Annotated in this window: 20 protein-coding genes and 1 tRNA gene; 9 read left to right on the top strand and 12 right to left on the bottom strand. The window is 72.3% G+C overall.

The annotated features are described in order from the left end of the window. Positions 1–16: 16 nt before the first annotated feature. A complete protein-coding gene (locus QHG49_RS22285; protein ID WP_301490908.1) occupies positions 17–1,618 on the bottom strand; it encodes a beta-N-acetylhexosaminidase in 1,602 nt (533 codons plus the stop codon). A gap of 173 nt (positions 1,619–1,791) precedes the next feature. Here QHG49_RS22285 and QHG49_RS22280 point away from each other — a divergent pair, with 173 nt between their 5' ends. Together QHG49_RS22280 and glmS are read left to right on the top strand one after the other, a co-directional pair. Continuing rightward, complete coding sequence (locus tag QHG49_RS22280; RefSeq protein WP_145485358.1) at positions 1,792–2,049, top strand: hypothetical protein; 258 nt, start codon at positions 1,792–1,794, stop codon at positions 2,047–2,049. 12 nt (positions 2,050–2,061) lie between these two features. Continuing rightward, positions 2,062–3,879 (top strand): glutamine--fructose-6-phosphate transaminase (isomerizing), encoded by a 1,818-nt coding sequence (glmS, locus tag QHG49_RS22275; protein ID WP_145485357.1) that lies wholly within the window; start codon positions 2,062–2,064, stop codon positions 3,877–3,879. 164 nt (positions 3,880–4,043) lie between these two features. Here glmS and QHG49_RS22270 read toward each other — a convergent pair. The 4 genes from QHG49_RS22270 to QHG49_RS22255 all read right to left on the bottom strand — a co-directional run bounded on the left by QHG49_RS22270 (position 4,044) and on the right by QHG49_RS22255 (position 6,988). Then, positions 4,044–4,116 (bottom strand) — tRNA-His (locus QHG49_RS22270). A gap of 163 nt (positions 4,117–4,279) precedes the next feature. After that, a complete protein-coding gene (gene orn, locus QHG49_RS22265) occupies positions 4,280–4,885 on the bottom strand; it encodes an oligoribonuclease (RefSeq protein ID WP_159701612.1) in 606 nt (201 codons plus the stop codon). Between the two features lie 106 nt (positions 4,886–4,991). Further along, positions 4,992–6,218, bottom strand: a complete 1,227-nt coding sequence (locus QHG49_RS22260) for a helix-turn-helix domain-containing protein (RefSeq protein ID WP_145485355.1) — start codon at positions 6,216–6,218, stop codon at positions 4,992–4,994. Positions 6,219–6,598: 380 nt separating this feature from the next. Then, the gene (locus tag QHG49_RS22255; RefSeq protein WP_301490906.1) at positions 6,599–6,988 is read right to left on the bottom strand and encodes a hypothetical protein; all 390 of its coding nucleotides are present in this window, start codon (positions 6,986–6,988) and stop codon (positions 6,599–6,601) included. A gap of 365 nt (positions 6,989–7,353) precedes the next feature. On the opposite strand from QHG49_RS22255, the gene QHG49_RS22250 reads away from it, so the two are divergent. Next, positions 7,354–7,881, top strand: a complete 528-nt coding sequence (locus QHG49_RS22250; protein ID WP_111584470.1) for a universal stress protein — start codon at positions 7,354–7,356, stop codon at positions 7,879–7,881. A gap of 106 nt (positions 7,882–7,987) precedes the next feature. Here the strand turns inward: QHG49_RS22250 and QHG49_RS22245 are convergent, their stop codons facing one another. After that, entirely contained in the window at positions 7,988–9,043 is a 1,056-nt protein-coding gene (locus QHG49_RS22245; protein ID WP_301490905.1) for a LacI family DNA-binding transcriptional regulator, read from the bottom strand. Positions 9,044–9,372: 329 nt separating this feature from the next. Here QHG49_RS22245 and QHG49_RS22240 point away from each other — a divergent pair, with 329 nt between their 5' ends. From QHG49_RS22240 to QHG49_RS22225, 4 genes are all read left to right on the top strand, one after another. Then, positions 9,373–10,698 (top strand): ABC transporter substrate-binding protein, encoded by a 1,326-nt coding sequence (locus tag QHG49_RS22240; protein ID WP_159701621.1) that lies wholly within the window; start codon positions 9,373–9,375, stop codon positions 10,696–10,698. Then, positions 10,695–11,717, top strand: a complete 1,023-nt coding sequence (locus QHG49_RS22235) for a carbohydrate ABC transporter permease (RefSeq protein ID WP_301490903.1) — start codon at positions 10,695–10,697, stop codon at positions 11,715–11,717. Before QHG49_RS22240 ends, QHG49_RS22235 begins: the two co-directional genes overlap by 4 nt. Further along, a complete protein-coding gene (locus QHG49_RS22230) occupies positions 11,714–12,607 on the top strand; it encodes a carbohydrate ABC transporter permease (protein ID WP_201300569.1) in 894 nt (297 codons plus the stop codon). Before QHG49_RS22235 ends, QHG49_RS22230 begins: the two co-directional genes overlap by 4 nt. Positions 12,608–12,773: 166 nt before the next feature. Then, positions 12,774–14,201 (top strand): GH1 family beta-glucosidase, encoded by a 1,428-nt coding sequence (locus QHG49_RS22225; protein ID WP_301490902.1) that lies wholly within the window; start codon positions 12,774–12,776, stop codon positions 14,199–14,201. Between the two features lie 62 nt (positions 14,202–14,263). Here QHG49_RS22225 and QHG49_RS22220 read toward each other — a convergent pair whose 3' ends face one another. The 3 genes from QHG49_RS22220 to QHG49_RS22210 all read right to left on the bottom strand — a co-directional run bounded on the left by QHG49_RS22220 (position 14,264) and on the right by QHG49_RS22210 (position 17,925). Further along, a complete protein-coding gene (locus QHG49_RS22220; RefSeq protein WP_301490901.1) occupies positions 14,264–15,706 on the bottom strand; it encodes a cellulose binding domain-containing protein in 1,443 nt (480 codons plus the stop codon). Positions 15,707–15,817: 111 nt separating this feature from the next. Then, on the bottom strand, positions 15,818–17,221 hold the full coding sequence (locus QHG49_RS22215; protein WP_301490900.1) for a HAMP domain-containing sensor histidine kinase: 1,404 nt from the start codon (positions 17,219–17,221) through the stop codon (positions 15,818–15,820). Next, on the bottom strand, positions 17,218–17,925 hold the full coding sequence (locus QHG49_RS22210) for a response regulator transcription factor (protein WP_301490899.1): 708 nt from the start codon (positions 17,923–17,925) through the stop codon (positions 17,218–17,220). The genes QHG49_RS22215 and QHG49_RS22210 overlap by 4 nt, the downstream gene beginning before the upstream one ends. A 127-nt stretch (positions 17,926–18,052) precedes the next feature. On the opposite strand from QHG49_RS22210, the gene QHG49_RS22205 reads away from it, so the two are divergent. Next, positions 18,053–18,574, top strand: a complete 522-nt coding sequence (locus QHG49_RS22205; protein ID WP_159708197.1) for a hypothetical protein — start codon at positions 18,053–18,055, stop codon at positions 18,572–18,574. 48 nt (positions 18,575–18,622) lie between these two features. Here the strand turns inward: QHG49_RS22205 and QHG49_RS22200 are convergent, their stop codons facing one another. Both QHG49_RS22200 and QHG49_RS22195 read right to left on the bottom strand, forming a co-directional pair. Continuing rightward, positions 18,623–19,492 carry a spermidine synthase gene (locus tag QHG49_RS22200; protein WP_301490898.1) on the bottom strand — a complete coding sequence of 290 codons (870 nt, stop codon included), beginning with the start codon at positions 19,490–19,492 and terminating at the stop codon, positions 18,623–18,625. 58 nt (positions 19,493–19,550) lie between these two features. Further along, entirely contained in the window at positions 19,551–19,958 is a 408-nt protein-coding gene (locus tag QHG49_RS22195; protein ID WP_145485344.1) for a hypothetical protein, read from the bottom strand. Positions 19,959–20,224: 266 nt separating this feature from the next. On the opposite strand from QHG49_RS22195, the gene QHG49_RS22190 reads away from it, so the two are divergent. Then, positions 20,225–21,715 (top strand): hypothetical protein, encoded by a 1,491-nt coding sequence (locus tag QHG49_RS22190; protein WP_301490897.1) that lies wholly within the window; start codon positions 20,225–20,227, stop codon positions 21,713–21,715. A gap of 138 nt (positions 21,716–21,853) precedes the next feature. On the opposite strand, the gene QHG49_RS22185 is transcribed toward QHG49_RS22190, so the two are convergent. After that, positions 21,854–22,450 carry a histidine phosphatase family protein gene (locus QHG49_RS22185; protein WP_301490896.1) on the bottom strand — a complete coding sequence of 199 codons (597 nt, stop codon included), beginning with the start codon at positions 22,448–22,450 and terminating at the stop codon, positions 21,854–21,856. Positions 22,451–22,685: the final 235 nt, after the last annotated feature.

Below are 22,685 nucleotides of genomic sequence, written 5' to 3'. Positions count from 1 at the left end.
CCCGTTCACCTCGTGCTCAGCCGCTCGGCCAGGGCACCTGCGGCGACCGGTAGTACCCGATGCCGAGGGCGTCCCAGCGCGGGCCCTGGGCGGCCAGCCGTACCTTGTAGGTGTCCCAGTCGTGGGTGGCGGCGGGCGACCAGCCCAGTTCGGCCGCGCCCGGCAGCCTCGGGAACGCCATGTAGTCGATGTCGGCCGACGTCGTCAGCGTCTCCGACCACAAGGGCGCCTCCACCCCCTTCACCGCGGCGGCGGGCACGCCCGCGAGATAGGCGCCCGGGTCCCAGTCGTACGACCGCTGGACCTCGACCAGCCCGGCCCAGCTGAGCCCGAGCTTGGTGTCCTTCGTGTACTTCATGTCGAGGTAGACCCGGTCGGCCGGGGACAGGATCAGCCCCGTGCCGTTGCGGGCGGCCTGGGCGACCTGCTCCTTCTCGGCCGCGCTGGTGCTGTCCAGCCCCCAGTACTGGGCGAGCGCGCCCTGCGCGGGGTGGGCGCCGGTCAGCTGGTGCCAGCCGATGATCTTCTTGCCGTACTTGGCGACGATCGGCTGGACGCGGTCCATGAAGGTCACATAGTCGGCGTGGCTGGTGGAGTGCGCCTCGTCGCCGCCGATGTGCAGATAGCGGCCCGGGGTGAGCGCGGCCAGCTCCTTGATGACGTCGTTCACGAAGGTGTACGTGACGTCCTTGGACACGCACAGCGAGCTGAAGCCGACCTCCGTGCCGGTGTAGCGCGGGGGTGCCACGCCGTCGCAGTTGAGCTTCGCGTAGGAGGCGAGGGCCGCGTTGGTGTGGCCGGGCAGGTCGATCTCGGGCACGACCTCCACATAGCGGGAGGCCGCGTAGGAGACGAGGTGTCGGTACTCGGCCCGGGTGTAGAAGCCGCCCTTGCCGCCGCCGACCTCGCTCGCGCCGCCGTATCGCGCGAGCCGGGGCCAGGAGTTGACGGCGATGCGCCAGCCCTGGTCGTCGCTGAGGTGCAGATGCAGCTCATTGACCTTGTACAGCGCGAGTTCGTCGATGTACCGCTCCACCTGGGCGACGGTGAAGAAGTGCCGGGCGACGTCCAGCATGGCGCCCCGGTAGGCGTAGCGCGGGCGGTCCTCGACGGTGCCGCCGGCGATCCGCCAGTCCTGGCGCTGGACCGTCCTCTTCTCGACGGCGGCGGGGAGCAGTTGGCGCAGCGTCTGCACGCCGTGGAAGAGGCCGGCCGGGGCGCTCGCGGTGAGCGTGACACCAAAGGGGCCGCTGCGCAGCCGGTAGCCCTCGGCGCCGTAGCCGCCCTTCTCCAGGTGCAGCCGGATGCCCCCGCCGCCGTGCTCGGTGAGCGGCAGCGGATAGCCGGTGGAGGGCCGCAGGACGCCGGCGAGATAGGCGCCGACGCGGCGGACCCCGGCCGAGCCGTCCACGCGGACGGCGGTGGCACGGGTGATGCGGTACGGCGCTCCGCCGGGGGTGACGGAGGCGGGGGCGGGGACCACCTGGTCCAGGGGGGTGACCGGGGCCTCGGGCGGGGCGGGCGCGGCGCCGAGGGTGAAGACGCCGGCCGCCAGGACGAGCAGCAGCGAACCGAGGACGCGGGCGGTTCGGGGAGTCGTACGGTCGTTCCGTGTCACATGCGCTCCCTTCGAATCTGGTCGGGACCACTCTCCCACCGGGGGCGCCAAGGGGACCGGAGTGACGTAGAGCACAGGGGGCGCACAGGAGTTCAGCCCCTCGCCCGCCACCCCGGTGCCCGATATCGGGCAGGATTCTTGCGTAACCCGCGCCGGTACCCGAGGATCTACGGGTGCACGACGAACTCGTAGATCATCTGACGCGGTCCACGCCCCTCGGCAGGGGCGAGGCGCTGCGGGTGATCCAGGACGTGCTCGCCTATTTCGACGAGTCGACGGAGGACTTCGTCCGTCGCCGCCACCGCGAGCTCCAGACCCGGGGTCTGGTGAACGCGGAGATCTTCGAACGGATCGGGGCGGATCTCAGATATCGAGCGGTGGCACCGCCCGAGCTGACGCTCAGGCAGCTGCGCCGCATGGTCTACGGCTAGGAATACCTGCATATGTGCGGAATTGTCGGTTACATCGGGAAGCGTGACGTCGCCCCCCTCCTCCTGGAGGGCCTCCAGCGGCTGGAGTACCGCGGGTACGACTCCGCGGGCATCGTGGTCACCTCCCCGAAGGCGCCCGGCCTGAAGATGGTCAAGGCCAAGGGCCGGGTGCGCGACCTGGAGGCCAAGGTCCCGGCGCGCTTCAAGGGCACCACCGGCATCGCCCACACCCGCTGGGCCACCCATGGCGCCCCCTCCGACGTGAACGCCCACCCGCACATGTCGGCCGACAACAAGGTCGCGGTCGTCCACAACGGCATCATCGACAACGCCGCCGACCTGCGCCGCAAGCTGGAGGCGGACGGCGTCGAGTTCCTCTCGGAGACCGACACCGAGGTCCTCACCCACCTCATCGCCCGCGCCACCGCCGACAAGCTGGAGGACAAGGTCCGCCAGGCCGTCCGGCTGATCGAGGGCACGTACGGCATCGCCGTGCTGCACGCCGACTTCCCGGACCGGATCGTGGTGGCCCGCAACGGCTCCCCGGTCGTGCTCGGCATCGGCGAGAAGGAGATGTTCGTCGCCTCGGACATCGCCGCGCTGGTCATGCACACCCGTCAGATAGTGACGCTGGACGACGGCGAGATGGCCACCCTCAAGGCCGACGACTTCCGCACCTACACCACCGAGGGCACGCGCACCACCGCCGAGCCCACCACGGTGGAGTGGGAGGCCGAGTCGTACGACATGGGCGGCCACGACACCTACATGCACAAGGAGATCTTCGAGCAGGCCGACGCGGTCGACCGCGTGCTGCGCGGCCGGATCGACGACCGCTTCTCCACCGTGCACCTCGGCGGCCTCAACCTGGACGCCCGCGAGGCCCGGCAGATCCGCCGGGTGAAGATCCTCGGCTGCGGCACCTCGTACCACGCGGGCATGATCGGCGCCCAGATGATCGAGGAGCTGGCCCGCATCCCCGCGGACGCCGAGCCGGCCTCCGAGTTCCGCTACCGCAACGCGGTCGTGGACCCCGACACGCTGTACGTCGCGGTCTCCCAGTCCGGTGAGACGTACGACGTGCTCGCCGCCGTGCAGGAGCTCAAGCGCAAGGGCGCGCGGGTCTTCGGTGTCGTCAACGTGGTGGGTTCCGCGATCGCCCGGGAGGCGGACGCCGGGATCTACGTCCACGCGGGTCCCGAGGTCTGCGTCGTCTCCACCAAGTGCTTCACCAACACCACGGTCGCCTTCGCGCTGCTCGCGCTGCACCTGGGCCGCACCCGCGACCTCTCGGTGCGCGACGGCAAGCGGATCATCGAGGGCCTGCGCAAGCTGCCCGACCAGATCACCGAGATCCTCAAGCAGGAGGAGCAGATCAAGGAGCTGGCCGAGCTGTACGCCGACGCCCGCTCGATGCTCTTCGTCGGCCGGGTCCGCGGCTACCCGGTCGCCCGCGAGGCCTCCCTCAAGCTCAAGGAGGTCTCGTACATCCACGCCGAGGCCTACCCCGCCTCCGAGCTGAAGCACGGCCCGCTGGCCCTGATCGAGCCCGCGCTGCCGACGGTCGCGATCGTCCCGGACGACGACCTGCTGGAGAAGAACCGCGCCGCGCTGGAGGAGATCAAGGCGCGCGAGGGCAAGATCCTCGCCGTGGCCCACCAGCACCAGGAGAAGGCCGACCAGACGATCGTCGTCCCGAAGAACGAGGACGAGCTGGACCCGATCCTGATGGGCATCCCCCTGCAGCTCCTCGCGTACCACACGGCGAAGGCCCTGGGCCGCGACATCGACAAGCCGAGGAACCTGGCGAAGTCGGTGACGGTCGAGTAGTCGAGCGGGAGTCGTGGTGAAGGCGCCCCTGTCCCCCGGTGATCCCCGGGGGACAGGGGCGCCGTTCGTCGGTCGACCCGCTCGCGCATACGCGAAGAGGCGGTCGCGCATACGCGAAGAGGCCGGTGACCGCATTTCTGCGGTCACCGGCCTCTTCCGATGAGGGTGAGTGACGGGACTCGAACCCGCGGCATCCTGGACCACAACCAGGTGCTCTACCAGCTGAGCTACACCCACCATGACCGGCGCTTGGAAACTTGTCGTTTCCCCGACCGGCCGAGAAGAAGTCTACAGGGTCCGAGGGGGTGCTCGCGCACACGTTTTCGCGCGGACCCCCAGCGGACCCCGAACGGCCCCGGGCGGGCCCCCGGTCGGACCCGGGACGGCCCCGCCCCGCCGGCTACTTCGCCGCCGGCAGCACGTGCTTCGCCGCGATGGTCCGCGCCGTCTCCGAGTCCGGTCCCGGCTGCGGGACGAAAACGGCCTCGCGGTAGTAGCGCAGCTCGGCGATGGACTCGCGGATGTCGGCGAGCGCCCGGTGGTTGCCGTTCTTCTCCGGGCTGTTGAAGTACGCCCTCGGGTACCAGCGGCGGGCCAGCTCCTTGACCGAGGAGACGTCCACGATCCGGTAGTGCAGCCAGCTCTCCAGCGTCGGCATGTCCCGCAGCAGGAAGCCGCGGTCGGTGCCGACCGAGTTGCCGCACAGCGGGGCCTTGCCGGGCTCCTTCACATGCTCCTTGATGTACGCCAGGACCTGCTCCTCGGCGTCCTCGAGGGTCGTGCCGTTCGGGAGCTCGGCGAGCAGCCCGGACGCGGTGTGCATCTGACGCACCACCTCCGGCATCGTCTCCAGCGCCCGCTCCGGCGGGCGGATGACGATGTCCACCCCCTCGCCGAGTACGTTCAGCTCGGAGTCGGTGACGAGGGCGGCCACCTCGATGAGAGCGTCGTCGGACAGCGAGAGGCCGGTCATCTCGCAGTCGATCCACACCATGCGATCGTTCATGCGACCACCCTAAGGCGGACCTCGCCCTTTGGATGCCCCGCGGACGAAGAGAGGGGGTGCGGAGCCTGGACTCCGCACCCCCTCCCCGGCCTTTTGCCGGACTTCCTCAGCTACCGGAGCGCGGCCCCGGCAGCAGTGTCATGGCCCCGGCGGCAGCCGTGCGCCTGCTCTGCATCGGCACCCCGTTGTCCCGCTCGGCGTGCAGCAGCGAGGGCATGGCGCCCAGCGGCCCCGGACCCGGCAGCCCCGCGGGCGGCAACGGCTGCCCGGCCGACGCCTGCAGCGCGGCCTCCGCCTCACCCGGCCTGTCGGTGCCGGGCCGGCGGGCCCGGTACGCGGCCCGGTACGCGGCGGGCGAGGAGCCAAGCTGGCGGCGGAAGTGCCCGCGCAGCGCGACCGGCGAGCGGAACCCGCACCGGCCGGCCACCTCGTCCACCGAGTAGTCCGACGTCTCCAGCAGCCGCTGCGCCTGGAGCACCCGCTGGGTGATCAGCCACTGCAGCGGCGCGCTCCCGGTGAGCGAACGGAACCTGCGGTCGAACGTACGACGGCTCATGTACGCGCGTGCCGCCAGCGTCTCCACGTCGAACTGCTCGTGGAGGTGCTCCAGCGCCCAGGCGACGACCTCGGCGAGCGGGTCGGCACCGATCTCCTCGGGTAAAGACCTGTCGAGGTAGCGCTCCTGACCGCCCGAGCGGCGCGGCGGGACCACCAGCCGGCGGGCCAGCGCGCCGGCCGCCTCGTTGCCGTGGTCCGTCCGCACGATGTGCAGACAGAGATCGATTCCGGCCGCCGTACCCGCGGAGGTGAGCACGTCGCCGTCGTCGACGAACAGCTCCCGCGGATCGACGTGCACCGACGGATAGCGCTTGGCCAGCGTCGGCGCGTACATCCAGTGGGTGGTCGCCGGGCGGCCGTCGAGCAGTCCGGCGGCCGCGAGCACGAACGCGCCGGTGCACAGTCCTACGATGCGGGCGCCCTCTTCGTGCGCTCGGCGCAGTGCGTCGAGCGCCTCCTCCGGCGGTGGCGCGGTGATCGAGCGCCAGGCCGGTACGACGACCGTTCCGGCGCGGGCGATCGCCTCCAGCCCATGCGGTGCGGTGAGTTCGAGTCCGCCGGTGGTCCGCAGCGGGCCTTCCTCGCCGCCGCACACCAGCAGTCGGTAGCGTGGCACCCCGGCGTCCTGGCGGTCGATGCCGAACACCGACAGCGGTATGGAACTCTCGAAGATGGGGCCGCCGCTGAACAGCAGCACCGCGACGATCTCCTTGCGGCGACGCCCGGACAGTTTCCGGACAGCGGCTTCCGGCGCGGCAGTGGAGTCGTGGCTCATACTGCTAAGCCCCCCTCGGTGGTCGCGGCTCCTCGGTTGTGTCGCTCCTGCACGTTTCCCCTTGGTCCTGCACGAGTCCCCCGCCGTAAAGACAGTCAAGATCGAAATCTACTGGCTCCCGCGGACGCACGGTGACCAGTTCCAAATGCGGCACATTGTCGACATGACAACTTGGCGTGAAGCATTCGATCACGAAGCGTTGCACTCGTGGGCCGTGCAGGGAAGTGCGCCTCCGGGCAGTGGCCAAACCGCGTAGGGTGCGCAGCGCCCCGTAGACCCTTTCCGTGCAGGTGGAACGGGGGTTGGGGGGTGGTGGGGACCCCCCTTGGGCGATATCAAGAAGTTGGCTGAAAAGAAGCGCTTGGAAGCACGGAAACCGGTCAGTCGACCGGTGTCCGCTCCCGGGTGTGACGTCCACCTCTTTGCACGCCGCAACGCCCGCCGCCCCGGGCGCCGTTGCGGCCCTCGCCCCGGCCGCCGTCCCGCCCGGTCCCCCGCGACCCCGCGCGCCGTGATCCGCGCCCCCGGCGCCCGCCCGCACCCCGGCGTGCGCCGCGCCGTGCCGTGCGCTCCGAACGCCGCAGCAGGAGCCGGCACGCGCTCGTGACGGCGGCCAGGCCCAGCGCGGTGCCCGTGGCGCCGGCGAGCGAGGTGCCGTACCAGAGCAGGACCACCGGGACGAGGACGCAGGTGAAGGCGGCCCAGCGGATCAGCTCGCCCGTGCTGTCCTGCGCGCCGGGCTCCTCGTGGCGGGACCGGGGTCCGGACATCTCGTACTCCCTGTGGCGGGCCGGGGCGGCCGGGCGGCGTCCGGTGGCGCCTGGTGGCTCCCCGTGGCGGTGGCTCACCCCCTTCAACGCCCGGCCGAGCGGTCGGTCACCGGGCGTGCGTCCGCGAATGCCGTGCAAAGCGCCTGTACGGGGCATTGAGCATTGCGTAACGGGCGCGGCTCGTGCATGCTCCGGTGAACCCCTACGGATGTCGGGGTGCCGCTTACGGAGCGTGCAAGGGATCTGGGCTCGGGAGGCGTGCCGCCGTACCCTTGGGGGTATGGGGTGGGGAAGATGTTTCCCGGACACAGCTCCGTCGCACACTGTCATCTCATCCCATAAAGGATCACAACGCCGAGACAGCCATGGCCGGTCACGAATTCTTCGAACCCGCGGACCGCAAGCGACCGGTCGCCGATCCTACGGCGGCCGATCCCCAGGCGGCCGAAGAGTCACGTCATTCCTGCGACCCCGCCTTCCGGCACGGAGTCGTCGTCGGCTTCGACGGCTCCACCTCCAGTGAGCGCGCCCTCGCGTACGCGATCGGCATGGCGCACCGCTCCCACTCCGGGCTGATCATCGTGCATGTGGCCAACCGGTTGCCCACCACGGTGTGGGCGGGCTGCGAGCCACCGGTCTTCGTGGACGTGCCGGATCACCGTACGGAGGTGCTCGGCCTCGAACTCGCCTGTGCGGACTACCTGTCCGAGGTGCCCTGGATCCTCGTCGAGCGTGGCGGCGACATCTGCCACGAACTGGAGGAGGTGGGGCGGGAGTACGAGGCGGACGCGATCGTCGTCGGCTCCACGCACGGCATCGTGGGCCGCATCTTCGGCTCCGTCGCGGGCCGCCTCGCCCGCCGGGCACGGCGGCCGGTGATCGTCATCCCCTGAACGGCCCCACCGCTCCAGACCGACCGGACTGCGCCCGCAGGACCGCCATGAGCATGTCGCCCGGTCGCGGCGAAGGGGTCCCGCCCGAGCCGTTTTCCTACGGTGTCTATGAGGACGCCCGTATCACCAGCTCCGTCGGCAGCACCGCATGCCGCCGTTCCCCACGGCGTAGACCCGGGGGGCGTTTGTCGGATATCTCGGTCAGCAGGAGGTCGATCATGGCGCGGCCCATGTTGTCGATGGGCTGGCGGACGCTGGTCAGGGGCGGGTCCATGTGGCGGGCGATGGCGGAGTCGTCGTAGCCGACGAGGGCGACGTCGTCGGGTATGCGCAGCCCGGACTCGCGCAGGACCTGGCGGGCGCCGGCGGCCGTGACGTCGGAGCCGGCGAAGACGGCGTCCAGGCCGGGGCGGCGGGACAGCAGGGCGGACATCGCCTTGCGGCCGCCCTCCTCGGTGAAGTCGCCGGATTCGATGAGGAGTTCGTCCACCTCGTGGCCCGCGGCGCGCAGCGCGTCGCGGTAGCCGTCGACGCGGCGGCGGGCGCCGTAGACGTCCAGGCGGCCGGTGATGTGGGCGACGCGGGTGCGGCCGCGGGCCAGGAGGTGCTCCACGGCCGCGCGGGCGCCGCCGTAGTTGTCCGAGTCGACCGAGGTGAGCGTCTCCGCGGCCGAGCGCGGGCCGCTGACCACGGCCGGGATCTGGAGCTGGGACAGCAGTTCGGGCAGCGGGTCGTCGGCGTGGACCGAGACCAGGAGGACGCCGTCGACGCGGTGGGCGGCCAGGTACTCGGCGAGGCGCCGCCGCTCCCGGTCGTTGCCCGCGAAGATCAGCAGCAACTGCCACTCGGTGTCGGCGAGTTCGGCGCCGACCCCGCGCAGCATGTCGGAGAAGTACGGCTCCGCGAAGAACCGGGTCTCCGGCTCGGGGACGACCAGCGCGATGGCGTCGGTGCGGTTGGCGGCCAGTGCGCGGGCCGCCGTATTGGGGACGTAGCCCAGCTCGGCGACGGCCGCCTCCACCGCGGCGCGGGTCGCGTCGCTGACCCGGGGCGAGCCGTTGATCACGCGCGAGACCGTGCCCCGGCCGACCCCCGCGCGCGCGGCGACCTCCTCCAGCGTGGGCCGGCCCCCGCTCCGGCCCCGCACTCCATGGCTCGCCATGCGCTCCGCCTCCCTCGCTCCTCCGGTTGGCTGGAATCTAACAGTCCCGGCCGGGACCATCCCGGCCCCGTATGCCCCCGGCGTCCCGAACGCCCCACCCGTCCGGGCCGGTTAACGCTCCGATAACTGAACTCGACCCCCGTGTCAGCTCCCTTGACACCCTGCTCCGAACCGACGACCCTTCAAGCCATCACTTGTGGGAGCGCTCCCACAGTACCTGACACCTACACAACCCGCACGTTCCCCGCCCGAGCCGCAGCGCGTGACGAACGGGCCCGATTCCATGCAGTCGGCCGGGGGGTCGGCACGTCAGGCAACAGGAGGACGCAATGCGCACGAACTTCCGCCGGTCCAGGCGGATGATGGCCCTGGCGGCCGTCGCCGCGCTGACCACGAGTTTGCTGGCCGGCTGCGCCAAGGACGCCAAGGACGGCTCCTCGGACGACGCGGGCGGCGGCAACGGCAACGGCAAGATCACGCTGACCGTCGGGACCTACGGCGTCTTCGGCTACAAGCAGGCCGGCCTCTACGACGAGTACATGAAGCTGCACCCGGACATCAACATCAAGGAGAACGTCACCACCCGCACCGACGTCTACTGGCCGAAGGTGCTCACCCGCCTCCAGGCCGGCTCCGGCACCGATGACATTCAGGCCATCGAGATCGGCAACATCACCGAGGCCGTGCAGACCCAGGCCGACAAGTTCGTCGACATGAGCAAGTACGTCGACAAGTCCCAGTGGCTGGACTGGAAGAACGCCCAGGCCACGACCAAGGACGGCAAGCTGATCGGGCTCGGCACCGACATCGGCCCGATGGCGATCTGCTACCGCAAGGACCTGTTCCAGAAGGCGGGCCTGCCCACCGACCGGGACAAGCTCGCCCAGATGTGGAAGGGCGACTGGGCCAAGTACGTCGACGTCGGCAAGCAGTACATGAAGAAGGCGCCCGAGGGCACCAAGTTCGTGGACTCGGCGGCCTCCGTGTACAACGCGGCCCTCGGTGGCGGCACGGACCGCTACTACGACAAGGACGGCAACGTCATCTGGGACAGGTCGGAGGGCGTGAAGAAGTCCTGGGACGTGGCGATGACCGTCGCCACCAGCAACATGTCGGCGAAGCTCAAGCAGTTCGACCCGACCTGGGACCAGGGCTACGCCAACGCCTCCTTCGCCACCGTCGCCTGCCCGGCCTGGATGATCGGCTACATCGAGCAGAAGTCCGGTGACTCCGGCAAGGGCAACTGGGACGTGGCGGCGGCGCCCACCGCGTCCAACTGGGGCGGCTCCTGGATCGGTGTGCCGAACGCGGGCAAGCACCAGAAGGAGGCCATCGCGCTGGCCAAGTGGCTGACCGAGCCCGCCCAGCAGGAGAAGGTGTTCTCCAAGCAGGCGAGCTTCCCGTCGACGCCGTCGGCCTACCCGAACCTGAAGCCGGCCGCGGACACCACCGCCTACTTCTCCAACGCGCCGCTCACCCAGATCTTCTCCGACTCGGCGAAGACGATCCCGACGCAGGTCTTCGGCATCAAGGACCAGCCGATGACCACCGCCATCACGGACGTCGGCATCCTCCAGGTCGAGCAGAAGGGCAAGACGCCGGCTCAGGGCTGGGACGCCGCGTCCAAGGAGATCAAGGACGTGCTCGGCCAGTGACCAGCTCCCACGAGGCTCTCGCGCACTCCGCGTCGAGCGCCGAGGCCGCGCCCGGCACCCCGCCGGGCGCGGCCCGGGGCGCTCACGGCCCGGGCGGGCCGGCGGCCGACTCCTGGCGCAGCCGGCTCTACCGCTGGGACATGAAGGGGTCGCCATACGCGTTCGTCGCCCCCTTCTTCATCCTGTTCGGGGCCTTCACCCTGGTCCCGCTGCTCTACACGGTCTGGTACTCACTGCACAATGTGCAGCTTTCCTCGCTGGACCACCAGACCTGGACCGGCCTCGACAACTACCGGAACCTGTTGTCCTCGGACTTCTTCTGGAACGCCCTGAAGAACACCTTCACCATCGGGGTGATCTCCACGGTGCCGCAGCTGCTGGCCGCGCTCGGGCTCGCCCATCTGCTGAACTACCGGCTGCGCGGCTCGACCGTGTGGCGCGTGGTGATGCTGACCCCGTACGCCACCTCGGTGGCCGCGGCGACCCTGGTGTTCACGCTGCTGTACTCGTGGGACGGCGGCATGGTCAACTGGCTGCTGCACTTCGCCGGGGCGGGGCCGGTCAACTGGCGTGAGTCCGACTGGGGTTCGCAGTTCGCGGTGTCGTCCATCGTCATCTGGCGGTGGACCGGTTACAACGCGCTGATCTATCTCGCCGCCATGCAGGCCATACCCGCCGACCTGTACGAGTCGGCGGCCATCGACGGCGCCAACCGCTGGCAGCAGTTCCGCCATGTCACCGTCCCGCAGCTGCGCCCGACGATCCTGTTCACGGTCGTGGTCTCCACCATCGGCGCCACCCAGCTCTTCGGTGAGCCGCTGCTGTTCGGCGGGGTCAGCGGGTCCAAGGGCGGCTCCGAGCACCAGTACCAGACGCTCGGTCTGTACATGTACGACCAGGGCTGGATCGTCGGCAACCTCGGCAAGGCGTCCACGATCGCCTGGTCGATGTTCCTGATCCTGCTGATCATCGCCGCGGTCAATCTGCTGCTCACCCGACGGCTGAGGAAATCCCAATGACCACCAGTGAACTGACGCTGCCGCCGAAGGCGCGGACCACGCGCGCCCGGCGCCGGGTGATGGGCGCGGGCAAGCAGTCGCACGCGGGCCCGGTGACGTACGTCGTGCTGACCGTGTTCGCGCTCGTCTCGCTCGCCCCGCTGGTGTGGACGGCGGTCGCGGCCTCCCGCACCGACCGGCGGCTCGCGCAGACCCCGCCGCCGCTGTGGTTCGGCGGCAATCTGTTCAGCAACCTCCAGGCGGCCTGGGACCAGGCCGGGCTCGGCACCGCGATGCTCAACTCGGTGCTGGTGGCGGGCACCATCACGGTCAGCACCGTGCTGTTCGCGACGCTCGCGGGCTTCGCCTTCGCCAAGCTCCGGTTCCGCTTCTCCGGGCTGCTGTTGCTGCTGACCGTCGGCACCATGATGATCCCGCCGCAGCTGGCCGTCGTACCGCTGTATCTGTGGATGGCGGACCTCGGCTGGTCGAACCAGCTCCAGACGGTGATCCTGCCGAGCCTGGTGACCGCCTTCGGCACCTTCTTCATGCGGCAGTACCTGGTGCAGGCGCTGCCCTCGGAGCTGGTGGAGGCGGCCCGGGTGGACGGGGCGAGCAGTCTGCGCGTCGTCTGGCACGTGGTCTTCCCGGCCGCGCGGCCCGCGATGGCGGTGCTCGGCCTGCTGACCTTCGTGTTCGCCTGGAACGACTTCCTGTGGCCGATCATCGCCCTGAACCAGCAGAACCCGACCGTGCAGGTGGCCCTGAACTCGCTGGGCACCGGCTATGTCCCGGACCAGTCGGTGATCATGGCGGGCGCGCTGCTGGGCACCCTGCCGCTGCTGATCGCCTTCCTGCTGTTCGGCAAGCAGATCGTGGGCGGCATCATGCAGGGCGCGATCAAGGGTTGACCCCGGCAGGCCGCTCACCCCGCACGGGGCCGGGCCGTCGCCGCCCGGCCCCCTCGTCCGCCCGCGCCGCCGGGCCGCGCCGGGCCCCGCCCCGCCGGCCCCGGGGCCCGCCCCGCACGGCCCGCACCCCGTCTCCGGTCCCTCCAACTCATCTGGGAGCGCTTCCATGCCTGAACCCCTCACCCCCGTCACCTTCCCGACCGACTTCCTCTGGGGCTGTGCGACCTCGGCGTACCAGATCGAGGGCGCGGTGCGGGAGGGCGGCCGCACCCCCTCGATCTGGGACACGTTCAGCCATACCCCGGGCAGGACGGCGGGCGGCGACCACGGTGACATCGCCGTCGACCACTACCACCGCTACCGCGAGGACGTCGCGCTCATGGCCGACCTCGGCCTGAACGCCTACCGGTTCTCCGTCTCCTGGTCCCGGGTGCAGCCGACCGGCCGGGGCCCCGCGGTCCAGGTGGGCCTGGACTTCTACCGCCGGCTCGTGGACGACCTGCTGGAACACGGCATCCAGCCCGCCGTCACCCTCTACCACTGGGACCTGCCGCAGGAGCTGGAGGACGCGGGCGGCTGGCCGGAGCGGGAGACCGCGCTGCGGTTCGCGGAGTACGCCCAGCTCGTCGGGGACGCCCTGGGCGACCGGGTGGAGCACTGGATCACCCTCAACGAGCCCTGGTGCAGCGCCTTCCTGGGCTACGGCTCCGGGGTGCACGCCCCCGGCCGCACCGACCCGGCGGCCTCGCTGCGCGCCGCGCACCACCTCAACCTCGGCCACGGCCTCGCCGTCTCGGCGCTGCGCTCGGTGATGCCGGCCCGCAACCAGATCGCGGTCAGCCTCAACTCCTCGGTGGTACGGCCGCTCTCGCAGGACCCCGCCGACCTCGCGGCGGTGCGGCGCATCGACGACCTGGCCAACGGCGTCTTCCACGGTCCGATGCTGCACGGGGCGTACCCCGCCACCCTGCCGGCGGACACCGCCTCGGTCACCGACTGGTCCTTCGTGCGGGACGGCGACCTGGCCACGGCCAAGGCCCCGCTGGACGCGCTGGGCCTGAACTACTACACCCCGGCGCTGGTCTCGGCCGCCCCCGGCTCGGTCGCGGGCCCGCGCGCGGACGGCCACGGCGCCAGCGAGCACTCCCCCTGGCCGGGCGCCGACGACGTGCTGTTCCACCAGACGCCGGGCGAGCGCACCGAGATGGGCTGGACCATCGACCCGAGCGGCCTGCACGAGCTGATCATGCGCTACTCCCGCGAGGCCCCGGGGCTGCGTCTGTACATCACGGAGAACGGCGCGGCCTACGACGACAAGCCGGACGCCGACGGCCGGGTGCACGACCCCGAGCGCATCGCCTATCTGCGCGCCCACCTCGCCGAGGTCGAGCGCGCCATCGCGGACGGGGCCGATGTGCGCGGCTACTACCTGTGGTCCCTGATGGACAACTTCGAGTGGGCGTACGGCTACAGCAAGCGGTTCGGCGCGGTGTACGTCGACTACACGACCCTGGAGCGCATCCCGAAGTCGAGCGCCCACTGGTACGGCAAGGCGGCGCGGACGGGTGAGCTGCCGCCGGTCGACGCGGCGTGAGCTGAGCGCGTGCGCGAGGGGCGCGGCATCCTGCCGCCGCGCCCCTCACCCGTGTCCGCGCCTCACTTGAAGGCGGCGAACGCCTTCGAGAACGCCCACTTGTCCTGGGCGACGGAGCTGCACGTCGGGTCGGCGGAGGGCTTGGGGCCGCCGGGGCACTGCTGGTCGCGGGCGGCGGACCACATGGACAGGCCGCCCAGGCCCTTGGCCGCGGCGAAGCCCGCCAGCTGGGTGGCGTCGGAGACCGTGAAGGTCTCGGCGGAGACGTCGTTGACCCCGATCATCGGGGTGACGGCGACGGTCTTCCAGGCGGCCGCGTCGGAGAGCCCGAGCACGCTCTTGACCTGGGCCTGGGTGGCGGTCGCTGCCTGCTCGGCGTAGCCGCCCATGTCGCCGTTGTACGAGGAGCCGTAGTCCATCGCCATGATGTTGACCATGCCGGTCCTCACGCCGTTGGCCTTGGCGTTGGACAGCAGGTCGACGCCGTCCTGGGTGAGGCCCTCGGGCATCACCGGGAGGGTGAAGGAGACGTCCAGGCCGGGGTGCTGGGCCTGGAGCTTGGCGATGGCCTGGGCGCGGCGGGTGTTGGCGGCCGTGTTCGGCAGCGCGCCGCCCTCCACGTCGAAGTCGACCTTGGTCAGCTTGAACGCGTCGATCGCCTTGCCGTACGCCGCCGCGAGCGCGTCGGCGGAGGAGCAGGTGGTGGCCAGCTCGGAGCCGGAGGCGCCGCCGAAGGAGACCCGGACGTCCCCGCCCTTGGCGCGCAGGGCGCCGATCTGCGCGGCCACGGCGTCGCTGGTCACATCGGTGACACCGCCCCACTTGGGGGTGCAGCCGCCGCCGTCGGTGATGAAGGCCAGGTTGTAGTTCTTCACCCCGGTGGCGTCGGCGGCGCCGAGCAGGTCGAAGGCCGGGTAGAGGGAGGTGTCCACGTAGGGCGCGAACCCGGCGGACGCGGCGGTGCCGGAGCCGGTGCTCGTGGTCGGCGTGGGGGGCGGGGTGGCCGTCCTGGTGGGCGTGGGGGTCGGGGTGGGGGTCCCGGTCCCGGTGGGGCGTCCGCTCGGCTCGGGCGCCGGTCCGTCGTCGGTGGAGCAGGAGCTGTTGTCGATACGACAGCCCGTCGGGGCGCCGCCGCCCTCGACCACGAAACCGACGGTCACCGACTTGCCGGGGGCGAGCCCCGCGGTGTCCCAGCTCGCGGGGCGGACCGTGACATGGCTGCCGCTGACGCTCGACTCGCCGTTCCACAGCGAGGACAGCTTCGCCCCGGCCGGCAGGTCGAACTCCAGGGTCCAGGTCCTCTCCTGCTGGGTGCTGTTGTTGGTGACGACGTACTGGCCGGTGTAGCCGGTGGACCAGTCGCTGGTCCTGGTGTACGCGGCGTTCACCCCCGCCGCGTTCGCCGTGCCCGTGAACAGGAGCGCGCCGCCGCCGACCACGGCCGCGGCGACGATGCCGCCTATCGCCTTGTTCCTGCCACTGATCCTGCGCCGGTGGGTGCTCATGGGCATGCCTGCCTTCGTTCGTCACGGGGGGTGTGGTGCGGCAGCACGCTAGCGAGCCGGAACCGGGCAAACCGCTTGATGCGGACGGCCGTCGCGGTCCTTAGGGTTCGCTTAAGGAAGGGATCGGGGCCGGTTAAAGATCGGGACCAGCCGCCGCGCCCCGCGCCGACGCACGGCACCCCGGTGTCCCCGCCGCCGCGGCCCGCGCGCGTCCCGCTGGAAGCGGATGCGTATCTCGCTGCCGCCCAGCACCGAGGCGCCGATCCGGACGTCGCCGCCGGTGGACTCGGCGAGCCGGCGCACGATGTCGAGGCCGAGCCCGGTCGAGCCCGCGGCCCCCGAGCCCCGGCCCCGGGCCAGTGCCGCCTCGGGATCGGGTATGCCGGGGCCCGCGTCGGAGACCAGCACGATCACCGCGTCGTCGCCCTGGTGCACGTCCACCGCGAAGGCGGTGCCCTCCGGGGTGTGCCGGAAGACATTGCCGAGCAGGGCGTCGAGGGCGGCGGCCAGGTCGGCGCGGGCCACGGGTATCCACGCCGGGCGGTCCAGCCCGGCCACCCGCCAGGTGCGGCCCTCGTCCTCGGCGAGCGCGGACCAGAACTCCATGCGCTCGCACACCACTTCGGCCGCGTCGCACCCGGCGCCGACGCCGGGCGCGGCCGTCTGCGGCTTGGCCTCCCGGGCGGTGCGGATGATGGTGTCCACCTCGCGCTCCAGCTGGGCGACGGCCGCGCGGGTCTGCTCGGCGGCCGGTCCGGCGCCCAGCGAGGCCGCGTTCAGCCGCAGGACGGTGAGCGGGGTGCGCAGCCGGTGGGAGAGGTCGGCGGCCAGCTCACGCTCGCCCGCGAGGAGCCGGACCACCTGGTCGGCCATGGAGTTGAACGCGACCGCCGCGAGCCGCAGTTCGGTCGGGCCCTCCTCCGGCACCCGGGCGCCCAGCTCTCCCTCGCCCAACTCCCGCGCGCCCTCGACCAGCCGGCGCGCGGGCCGCACCATGCGCACCCCGAGCCGGTCGGCGACGGCGACCGAGCCGACGATCAGCGCGAGGCCGACACCGGCCAGCACCGCCCACGCCGTGCCGACGCCGTTGGTCACATCGGCCTCCGGGACGTACACCTCGACCACCGCGATCGCCCCGGAGCCGAGCGCCACCGGTTGCAGCAGGGCGAAGCCGCCGGTGACGGTGGCGGTGGAGGCCCGGCCGAGCCGTCGTACCGCCTGGATGTCGTGGCCGGTGGCGCGGGAGGCGCCGATGTCGAGTGCGCCGCGGGCGCCCTCGGCGGGCAGGTGGACGGCCATCCCGGAGTCGGCGCCGGCGGCGGCCACCACCCGCTCCAGTTCGTCCCGGTCGGTGGTGATGGACAGCGCGGGCGCCACGGCGGCGGCCTCCCGCTCGGCGCCCGCGAAGGCGCGGTCGCGGGCCATCTCCCGGACCACCAGCCCGAGCGGCACCGCGAAGGCGACGACGACCATGGTGGTGACCGCGAGGCAGACCTTGACCAGGGCCCACCTCATCGCGCCGGCTCCGGGTCCGCCGGGGGTTCCAGCTTCACGCCGACGCCCCGCAGCGTGTGCAGATAGCGCGGCCGGGCCGCCGTCTCCCCCAGTTTCCGGCGCAGCCAGGACAGATGGACGTCGATGGTCTGGTCGTCGCCGTACGACTGCTGCCAGACCTCGGCGAGGAGTTCTCTGCGGGGGACGACGACGCCGGGGCGGGCGGCGAGGAAGGCGAGCAGGTCGAACTCGCGGCGGGTGAGGTCGAGCCGGGCGCCGTCCAGCGCGGCCTGGCGGCGCAGCGGGTCCACGGTCAGGCCGCCGACGCGCAGCACGGTGGAGGGCGGGACCTCGCCGCCGGTGGCGCGGGCCCGGCGCAGCACCGCCGAGATCCGGGCGCAGAGGTGGCCGACGGAGAACGGCTTGGTCAGGTAGTCGTCCGCCCCCGCGTTCAACAGCCGTACTATCTCCGCCTCGTCGTCCCGGGCGGTGGCGATGATGACCGGCACGTCGGTGATGCCGCGCAGCATCTTCAGGGCCTCGGAGCCGTCCAGGTCCGGCAGTCCGAGGTCCAGGACGACCACGTCGAAACGGTGGTGGGCGACCTCGCGCAGCGCCTCCAGTGCCGTACCGACGGAGCGCACGGTGTGCGAGGCGTCGGTCAACTGCCGGATGAGCGCGGAGCGTACGAACTGGTCGTCCTCGACCACGAGCAGACTTGCCATGCGCCGCACCGTACGCCATGCGCGGGAGCCCGGTGCGGGCCTGTGGACAACTCCCCGGCTGTGGACAACTCCCCTGCTCGGACAACCGGTGGCGGCCGGGTGGGACCGGTGGGGCAGGATGGACGCGATGCGCAGAGGACTCGTACACGTGCTGGCCTGGCTGCTCGCGACGGGCGCGGCGGTCACGCTGTCGTGGTGGGGCGTGCACACGGTGATGGCGGGGACGGCGTACGACCCGCCGCGCGCGCTGCCGGTCGTGGGAGCGGGCGCCCCGACGGCGAGGGCGACTGCGGCCACGGCCCCGGACGCGCCGGCCTCCCGCCGGCCGTCCCGCTCACCCTCCGCGTCCCCGTCGCCGTCCCCCTCCCCCACGGCGACCGCCCGCCGCTCCACCGCTCCCGCGCCCACCCCGTCCGCCACCGCCTCCGGCACGGTCAAGGCCTACGACACCGACGGCGGCCGCGCGGTGTTCGAGCTGGGCGCGGCCGATGCCACGCTCGTCTCGGCGACGCCGGGGGCCGGCTGGTCGATGCAGGTGTGGAGGACGGGGACGTGGATCCGGGTGGAGTTCAGCCGGGGCACGGACCGGGTGTCGGTGTTCTGCGCCTGGCACGACGGGCCGCCGCACGTGGAGATCGGCACCTACTGAGGCGGACGGCCGCAGGGCGGCGGACCTTGAGTCCAGGGGCCCCCGCGTTCAGCGGAACACCGAGGGCGGCGGCGCCGGGGAGTCCACGGCCGCCGCGTCCGTGACCGGGAGCGCGCCGCCGGTGAAGTCGGTGAGCTGACGCCCGTGTTCGACGCGGGCGGTGTGCGGGTCGGAGGCGGCGCGCCGGGTGAGTTCGGGCAGCGGCAGCGGCAGGTCGGAGGCGACGAGGATCGCGTTGCCGAAGCGTTTGCCGCGCAGTACGGCCGCGTCGGCGATCAGCGCGAGTTCGGCGAACCGGGCGGCCGCGGTGGCGATCTGGCCGCGCAGATGGGCGAGCGGCGGGCCGTCGGCGAGGTTGGCGGCATAGATCCCGGACGGTTTCAGGGCGCGGCGCACCTCGTCCAGGAACTCGGTGGAGGTGAGGTGGGCGGGGGTGCGGGCGCCGCTGAAGACATCGGCGACGATCAGATCGGCCCAGCCGTCGGGCACCTTGCCGAGTCCCGCACGGGCGTCCGTCGACCGCACCCGGATCCGGGCGTTCGGGTCCAGCGGCAGCTCCCGCCGCACCAGTTGCACGAGGCGCGCGTCCCGCTCCACGACCTGCTGGGTGGACCGGGGCCGGGTGGCGGCGAGATAGCGGGCGAGGGTGAGGGCGCCGCCGCCCAGGTGCACGGCGTGCACGGGCTTGCCGGGCGGGGCGGCGAGGTCGATGACATGGCCGATGCGGCGCTGGTACTCGAAGGAGAGGTACCCGGGGTCGTCCAGGTCGACGTGCGACTGGGGCGCCCCGTCGATCAGCAGCGTCCAGGCCCGGCCGCGGTCCGGGTCGGGGACGAGCCGTGCGAGACCGCCGTCGACGGCTTCCTCCACGGCGGCGGTGGCGGCCGCTGCGCGCCGCGGGTTCCTGGACCTGCCCATCCGCCCATTTTCTCAGGCCCCCGCGGTGAACGTGTCCCAGGTCCCCGCGGTAAACGTTTCAGCAGCACTTGTCGGCGGCCTCGATCAGGCGCGCCGCCTCACCGAGGGCCTCCCGCAGGACGGCCGGGTCGGTGGCGAGGTCGGCGTCGTCGCCGGGGGGCAGGAGCCAGTCGGCACCCGCGACCGGCGGCTCCGGGGCGAGGCGCAGTCCGCGCCCGTCGGTCTCCGTGCAGGTGCTGCCCGGCACGTCCCAGCCGGCCGCGGTGCCGGCGGGCACCAGGAAGCCGAGGGTGTCGCGGTCGTCGTCGTGCAGCACCGGTCCGACCGCGTCGGCGGCGGCGCGCCGCAGGATGTCGACCGCTTCCAGGCCCTGCCGGGCCGGTACGGTCACCAGGTCGCACGCCGTGTCGCCCGAGGCGGGCGGCAGCGGCGCGGTACACGGTTCATTGCTCTGGCTGGTCTGCATGCCCGCCTCCACCACACAGCACTGTCGCGGTCAACATGTTCAACGCGTCACCGTGTCAACGGCTACGGCACAAGTGCGCCGCAAAGGATGGCACTTCATGGCAGATCGCGGATGAGATATCCGCTTTTGTGGCCAAACTCAGCGTGGCGGGACCCTCACAGCCGGTACGTTCTTGCTCGCCGGAACCAGGGCACCATTCGGGCGCCATGTCCCGAACCCGCCCCGGCACCGGCATGGTTCGACGGTTCGCACGAGAGGACCCGGCCATGGCGTCGTCTACCGTGACCTCGTCACAGCCCGAACGGCCACCCCGGCCGAACCTCGCCTTCCGGCGGCTGCGCGGCCGGCGTTCACCGGCCGAGTTCGCGGCGCTGGTGCGGCGGGCCGCGCGGGAGATCGGTGAGCGGGTGAGCTGTGACGCGCGCTACGTCGGGCGGGTCGAGGCGGGTGAGATCCGCTGCCCGAACTACGCCTACGAGCGGGTGTTCCTGCACATGTTCCCCGGTCGTACGCTCGCCGACCTCGGCTTCGCGCCCCGCTCGTCCGTCCGCGGCCGCGCGGCGCGCACCGCCCCCCGGGCACTCGCCGCGGGCGGGGCGCGGGAGGCCGTCGCCGGGCATCCGGGCGAGCCGTCCGAGCCGCAGGACCAGCTGAACTCGCACGACCCGTATGACCCGCACGAGGTGTGCGACCCCCAGGGGCCGTACCCGTACGACCATCCGAACCACGAGGAGAGCGACGTGCTGCGTCGCGCATTCATGACCGGCGGGGCCACCGTGGCCGCCGCCGCGCTGGGCCCGCTGGGGCTCACCCCGGACGCCGTACCCGCGCCCCGCCGCTCGCGCCGGCCCGGGAGCACCGAGGCGACGGCCCTGGAGGACGCGGTCCGCCGGATCCGGCTGCTGGACGACCGGCACGGCGCGGACGGCCTCTACCGGCGCGCGGCGGCTCCCCTGCGCGCGGCGTACGCGCTGCTGGACGCCGGCGCGATGCGGCAGACCACCGTCGAGCGGCTGCACACGGGCGCGGGTGAACTCGCCATCTCCGTGGGCTGGCTGGCGCACGACTCCGGCCGCTTCGACGACGCCCGCTCGCACTACGCGGAGGCGCTGGCCACGGCCCGGATGACCGGGGACGAGGGGCTGGAGGCGCACGCCTTCTGCAACACCGCGTTCCTGGCACGGGACGCGGGGCGGCCCCGGGAGGCGGTGCGCGCCGCCCAGGCCGCGCAGCGGGCGGCCCGGCCGCTCGGTTCCGACCGGCTGAACTCCCTGCTCGCACTGCGCGAGGCGGGGGGCTGGGCGGGGCTGGCCGACCGCACCGGCTGCGCGCGGGCGCTCGCCCGGGCGCAGGCCCTGTTCGCCCGGGGGCGCTCCTCGGCCGACCCCGAGTGGATGAGCTTCTACGGCGAGGCCGAGCTGGAGGGGCTGGAGGCGCAGTGCTGGTCCATGCTGGGCGACTGGCCGCGGGCGTCCCGGCACGCCCGGCGGGCGGCGGACCTCCAGGACCCCCACTTCACGCGGAACATCGCCCTCTATACGGCGGAACTCGCGGACGACCTGGCGCGTGAGGGCCGTCCGGACGAGGCGGCGGAGGCGGGGGTGCGGGTGCTGTCCCTGCTGGACCAGGTGCAGTCGTCCCGGATCCAGACGATGCTGGCGGGGACGGCGCGGGTGCTGTTGCCGCACCGGCGGGCGGCGGGGGTCTCGGATTTCCTCGACCGGCACAAGGCGTATCCGAGGATCGCGGGGGCGTAGCGCGTGCGCGGCGCCGCCTGACGGCAGGGGCGGGGCATGTCCGCCGTCGCCGGGCCGCGGGCCGTCGTGGCTGATCGCGCCCACGCGGCGGAGCCGCAGATCGAACACAGCCCCGCGCCCCTTCGGAGCGCTTCCAGCTCAGCCCGCCAGGTGGCCCACGTCGTTCCAGTTCTCCAGTGCCGGTTCGCCGTATGCCCAGCCCAGGACCGACAGGGACGTCGGGTTCAGGCGGATGCGGGCCCCGAAGTCGAGAGGGAAGCCCAGCCAGCGTGCGGCCAGGGAGCGCAGGATGTGGCCGTGGGCGAAGAGGAGGACATCGCGGTCGGCGGAGCGGGCCCAGGTGACGACCTCGTCCGCGCGGGCGGTGACCTCGGCGACGCTCTCCCCCTCCGGGACGCCGTCGCGCCAGATCAGCCAGCCGGGGCGGATCGCCTGGATCTCGGCCGGGGTCAGGCCCTCGTACGCGCCGTAGTCCCACTCCAGCAGCGCGTCCCAGGGCTCGGCCCGCTCCCCGAACCCGGCCAGCGCGCAGGTCTCCGCGGCGCGCACGAGCGGGCTGGTGCGGACCGCCACGCCGGGCAGCCCGTCCAGCGGCGCCCGGTGCAGGCGTTCGCCGAGCAGCTTCGCGCCGTGCCGGCCCTCCTCAAGGAGCGGCACATCGGTCCTGCCGGTGTGCTTGCCGGACAGCGACCAGGCCGTCTGTCCGTGCCGGGCCAGCAGGATGCGCGGTGCCATGGGGGACCTTTCCGGGAGAGGGACGCCCGAAGGACGTCACAGGAACAACAGGAGTCGGCCCCTCCATCATCGCTCACCCCCTCAGGGGCAACCCCGCGCCCGGTCCCGGCGTCTTTGTGGGCCGGGGCCGTCCGCACCGGAGGACTCCGGAGCACCTGCGTGGGCACGAGAAGGACACCGTAAAGTGGCACGGTCGCCCGCCGGGGCGGCCGTACCGCAGAAGGGGGAGGGCGAT

The organism is Streptomyces sp. WP-1 (assembly GCF_030450125.1).
Classification (GTDB): Bacteria; Actinomycetota; Actinomycetes; order Streptomycetales; family Streptomycetaceae; genus Streptomyces; species Streptomyces incarnatus.
Note: the sequence above shows the minus strand (reverse complement) of the source record. Positions and strands in the feature narration are given on the sequence as shown.

Excerpts from the sequence above, each read along its gene's own strand:
- QHG49_RS22215 (WP_301490900.1), bottom strand. The coding sequence starts at position 17,221 with ATGAGGTGGGCCCTGGTCAAGGTCTGCCTCGCGGTCACCACCATGGTC.
- QHG49_RS22255 (WP_301490906.1), bottom strand. The coding sequence starts at position 6,988 with ATGTCCGGACCCCGGTCCCGCCACGAGGAGCCCGGCGCGCAGGACAGC.
- QHG49_RS22220 (WP_301490901.1), bottom strand. The coding sequence starts at position 15,706 with ATGAGCACCCACCGGCGCAGGATCAGTGGCAGGAACAAGGCGATAGGC.
- QHG49_RS22210 (WP_301490899.1), bottom strand. The coding sequence starts at position 17,925 with ATGGCAAGTCTGCTCGTGGTCGAGGACGACCAGTTCGTACGCTCCGCG.
- QHG49_RS22230 (WP_201300569.1), top strand. The coding sequence starts at position 11,714 with ATGACCACCAGTGAACTGACGCTGCCGCCGAAGGCGCGGACCACGCGC.
- QHG49_RS22240 (WP_159701621.1), top strand. The coding sequence starts at position 9,373 with ATGCGCACGAACTTCCGCCGGTCCAGGCGGATGATGGCCCTGGCGGCC.
- QHG49_RS22245 (WP_301490905.1), bottom strand. The coding sequence starts at position 9,043 with ATGGCGAGCCATGGAGTGCGGGGCCGGAGCGGGGGCCGGCCCACGCTG.
- QHG49_RS22250 (WP_111584470.1), top strand. The coding sequence starts at position 7,354 with ATGGCCGGTCACGAATTCTTCGAACCCGCGGACCGCAAGCGACCGGTC.
- orn (WP_159701612.1), bottom strand. The coding sequence starts at position 4,885 with ATGAACGATCGCATGGTGTGGATCGACTGCGAGATGACCGGCCTCTCG.
- QHG49_RS22185 (WP_301490896.1), bottom strand. The coding sequence starts at position 22,450 with ATGGCACCGCGCATCCTGCTGGCCCGGCACGGACAGACGGCCTGGTCG.
- QHG49_RS22225 (WP_301490902.1), top strand. The coding sequence starts at position 12,774 with ATGCCTGAACCCCTCACCCCCGTCACCTTCCCGACCGACTTCCTCTGG.
- QHG49_RS22195 (WP_145485344.1), bottom strand. The coding sequence starts at position 19,958 with ATGCAGACCAGCCAGAGCAATGAACCGTGTACCGCGCCGCTGCCGCCC.
- glmS (WP_145485357.1), top strand. The coding sequence starts at position 2,062 with ATGTGCGGAATTGTCGGTTACATCGGGAAGCGTGACGTCGCCCCCCTC.
- QHG49_RS22190 (WP_301490897.1), top strand. The coding sequence starts at position 20,225 with ATGGCGTCGTCTACCGTGACCTCGTCACAGCCCGAACGGCCACCCCGG.
- QHG49_RS22260 (WP_145485355.1), bottom strand. The coding sequence starts at position 6,218 with ATGAGCCACGACTCCACTGCCGCGCCGGAAGCCGCTGTCCGGAAACTG.
- QHG49_RS22200 (WP_301490898.1), bottom strand. The coding sequence starts at position 19,492 with ATGGGCAGGTCCAGGAACCCGCGGCGCGCAGCGGCCGCCACCGCCGCC.
- QHG49_RS22205 (WP_159708197.1), top strand. The coding sequence starts at position 18,053 with ATGCGCAGAGGACTCGTACACGTGCTGGCCTGGCTGCTCGCGACGGGC.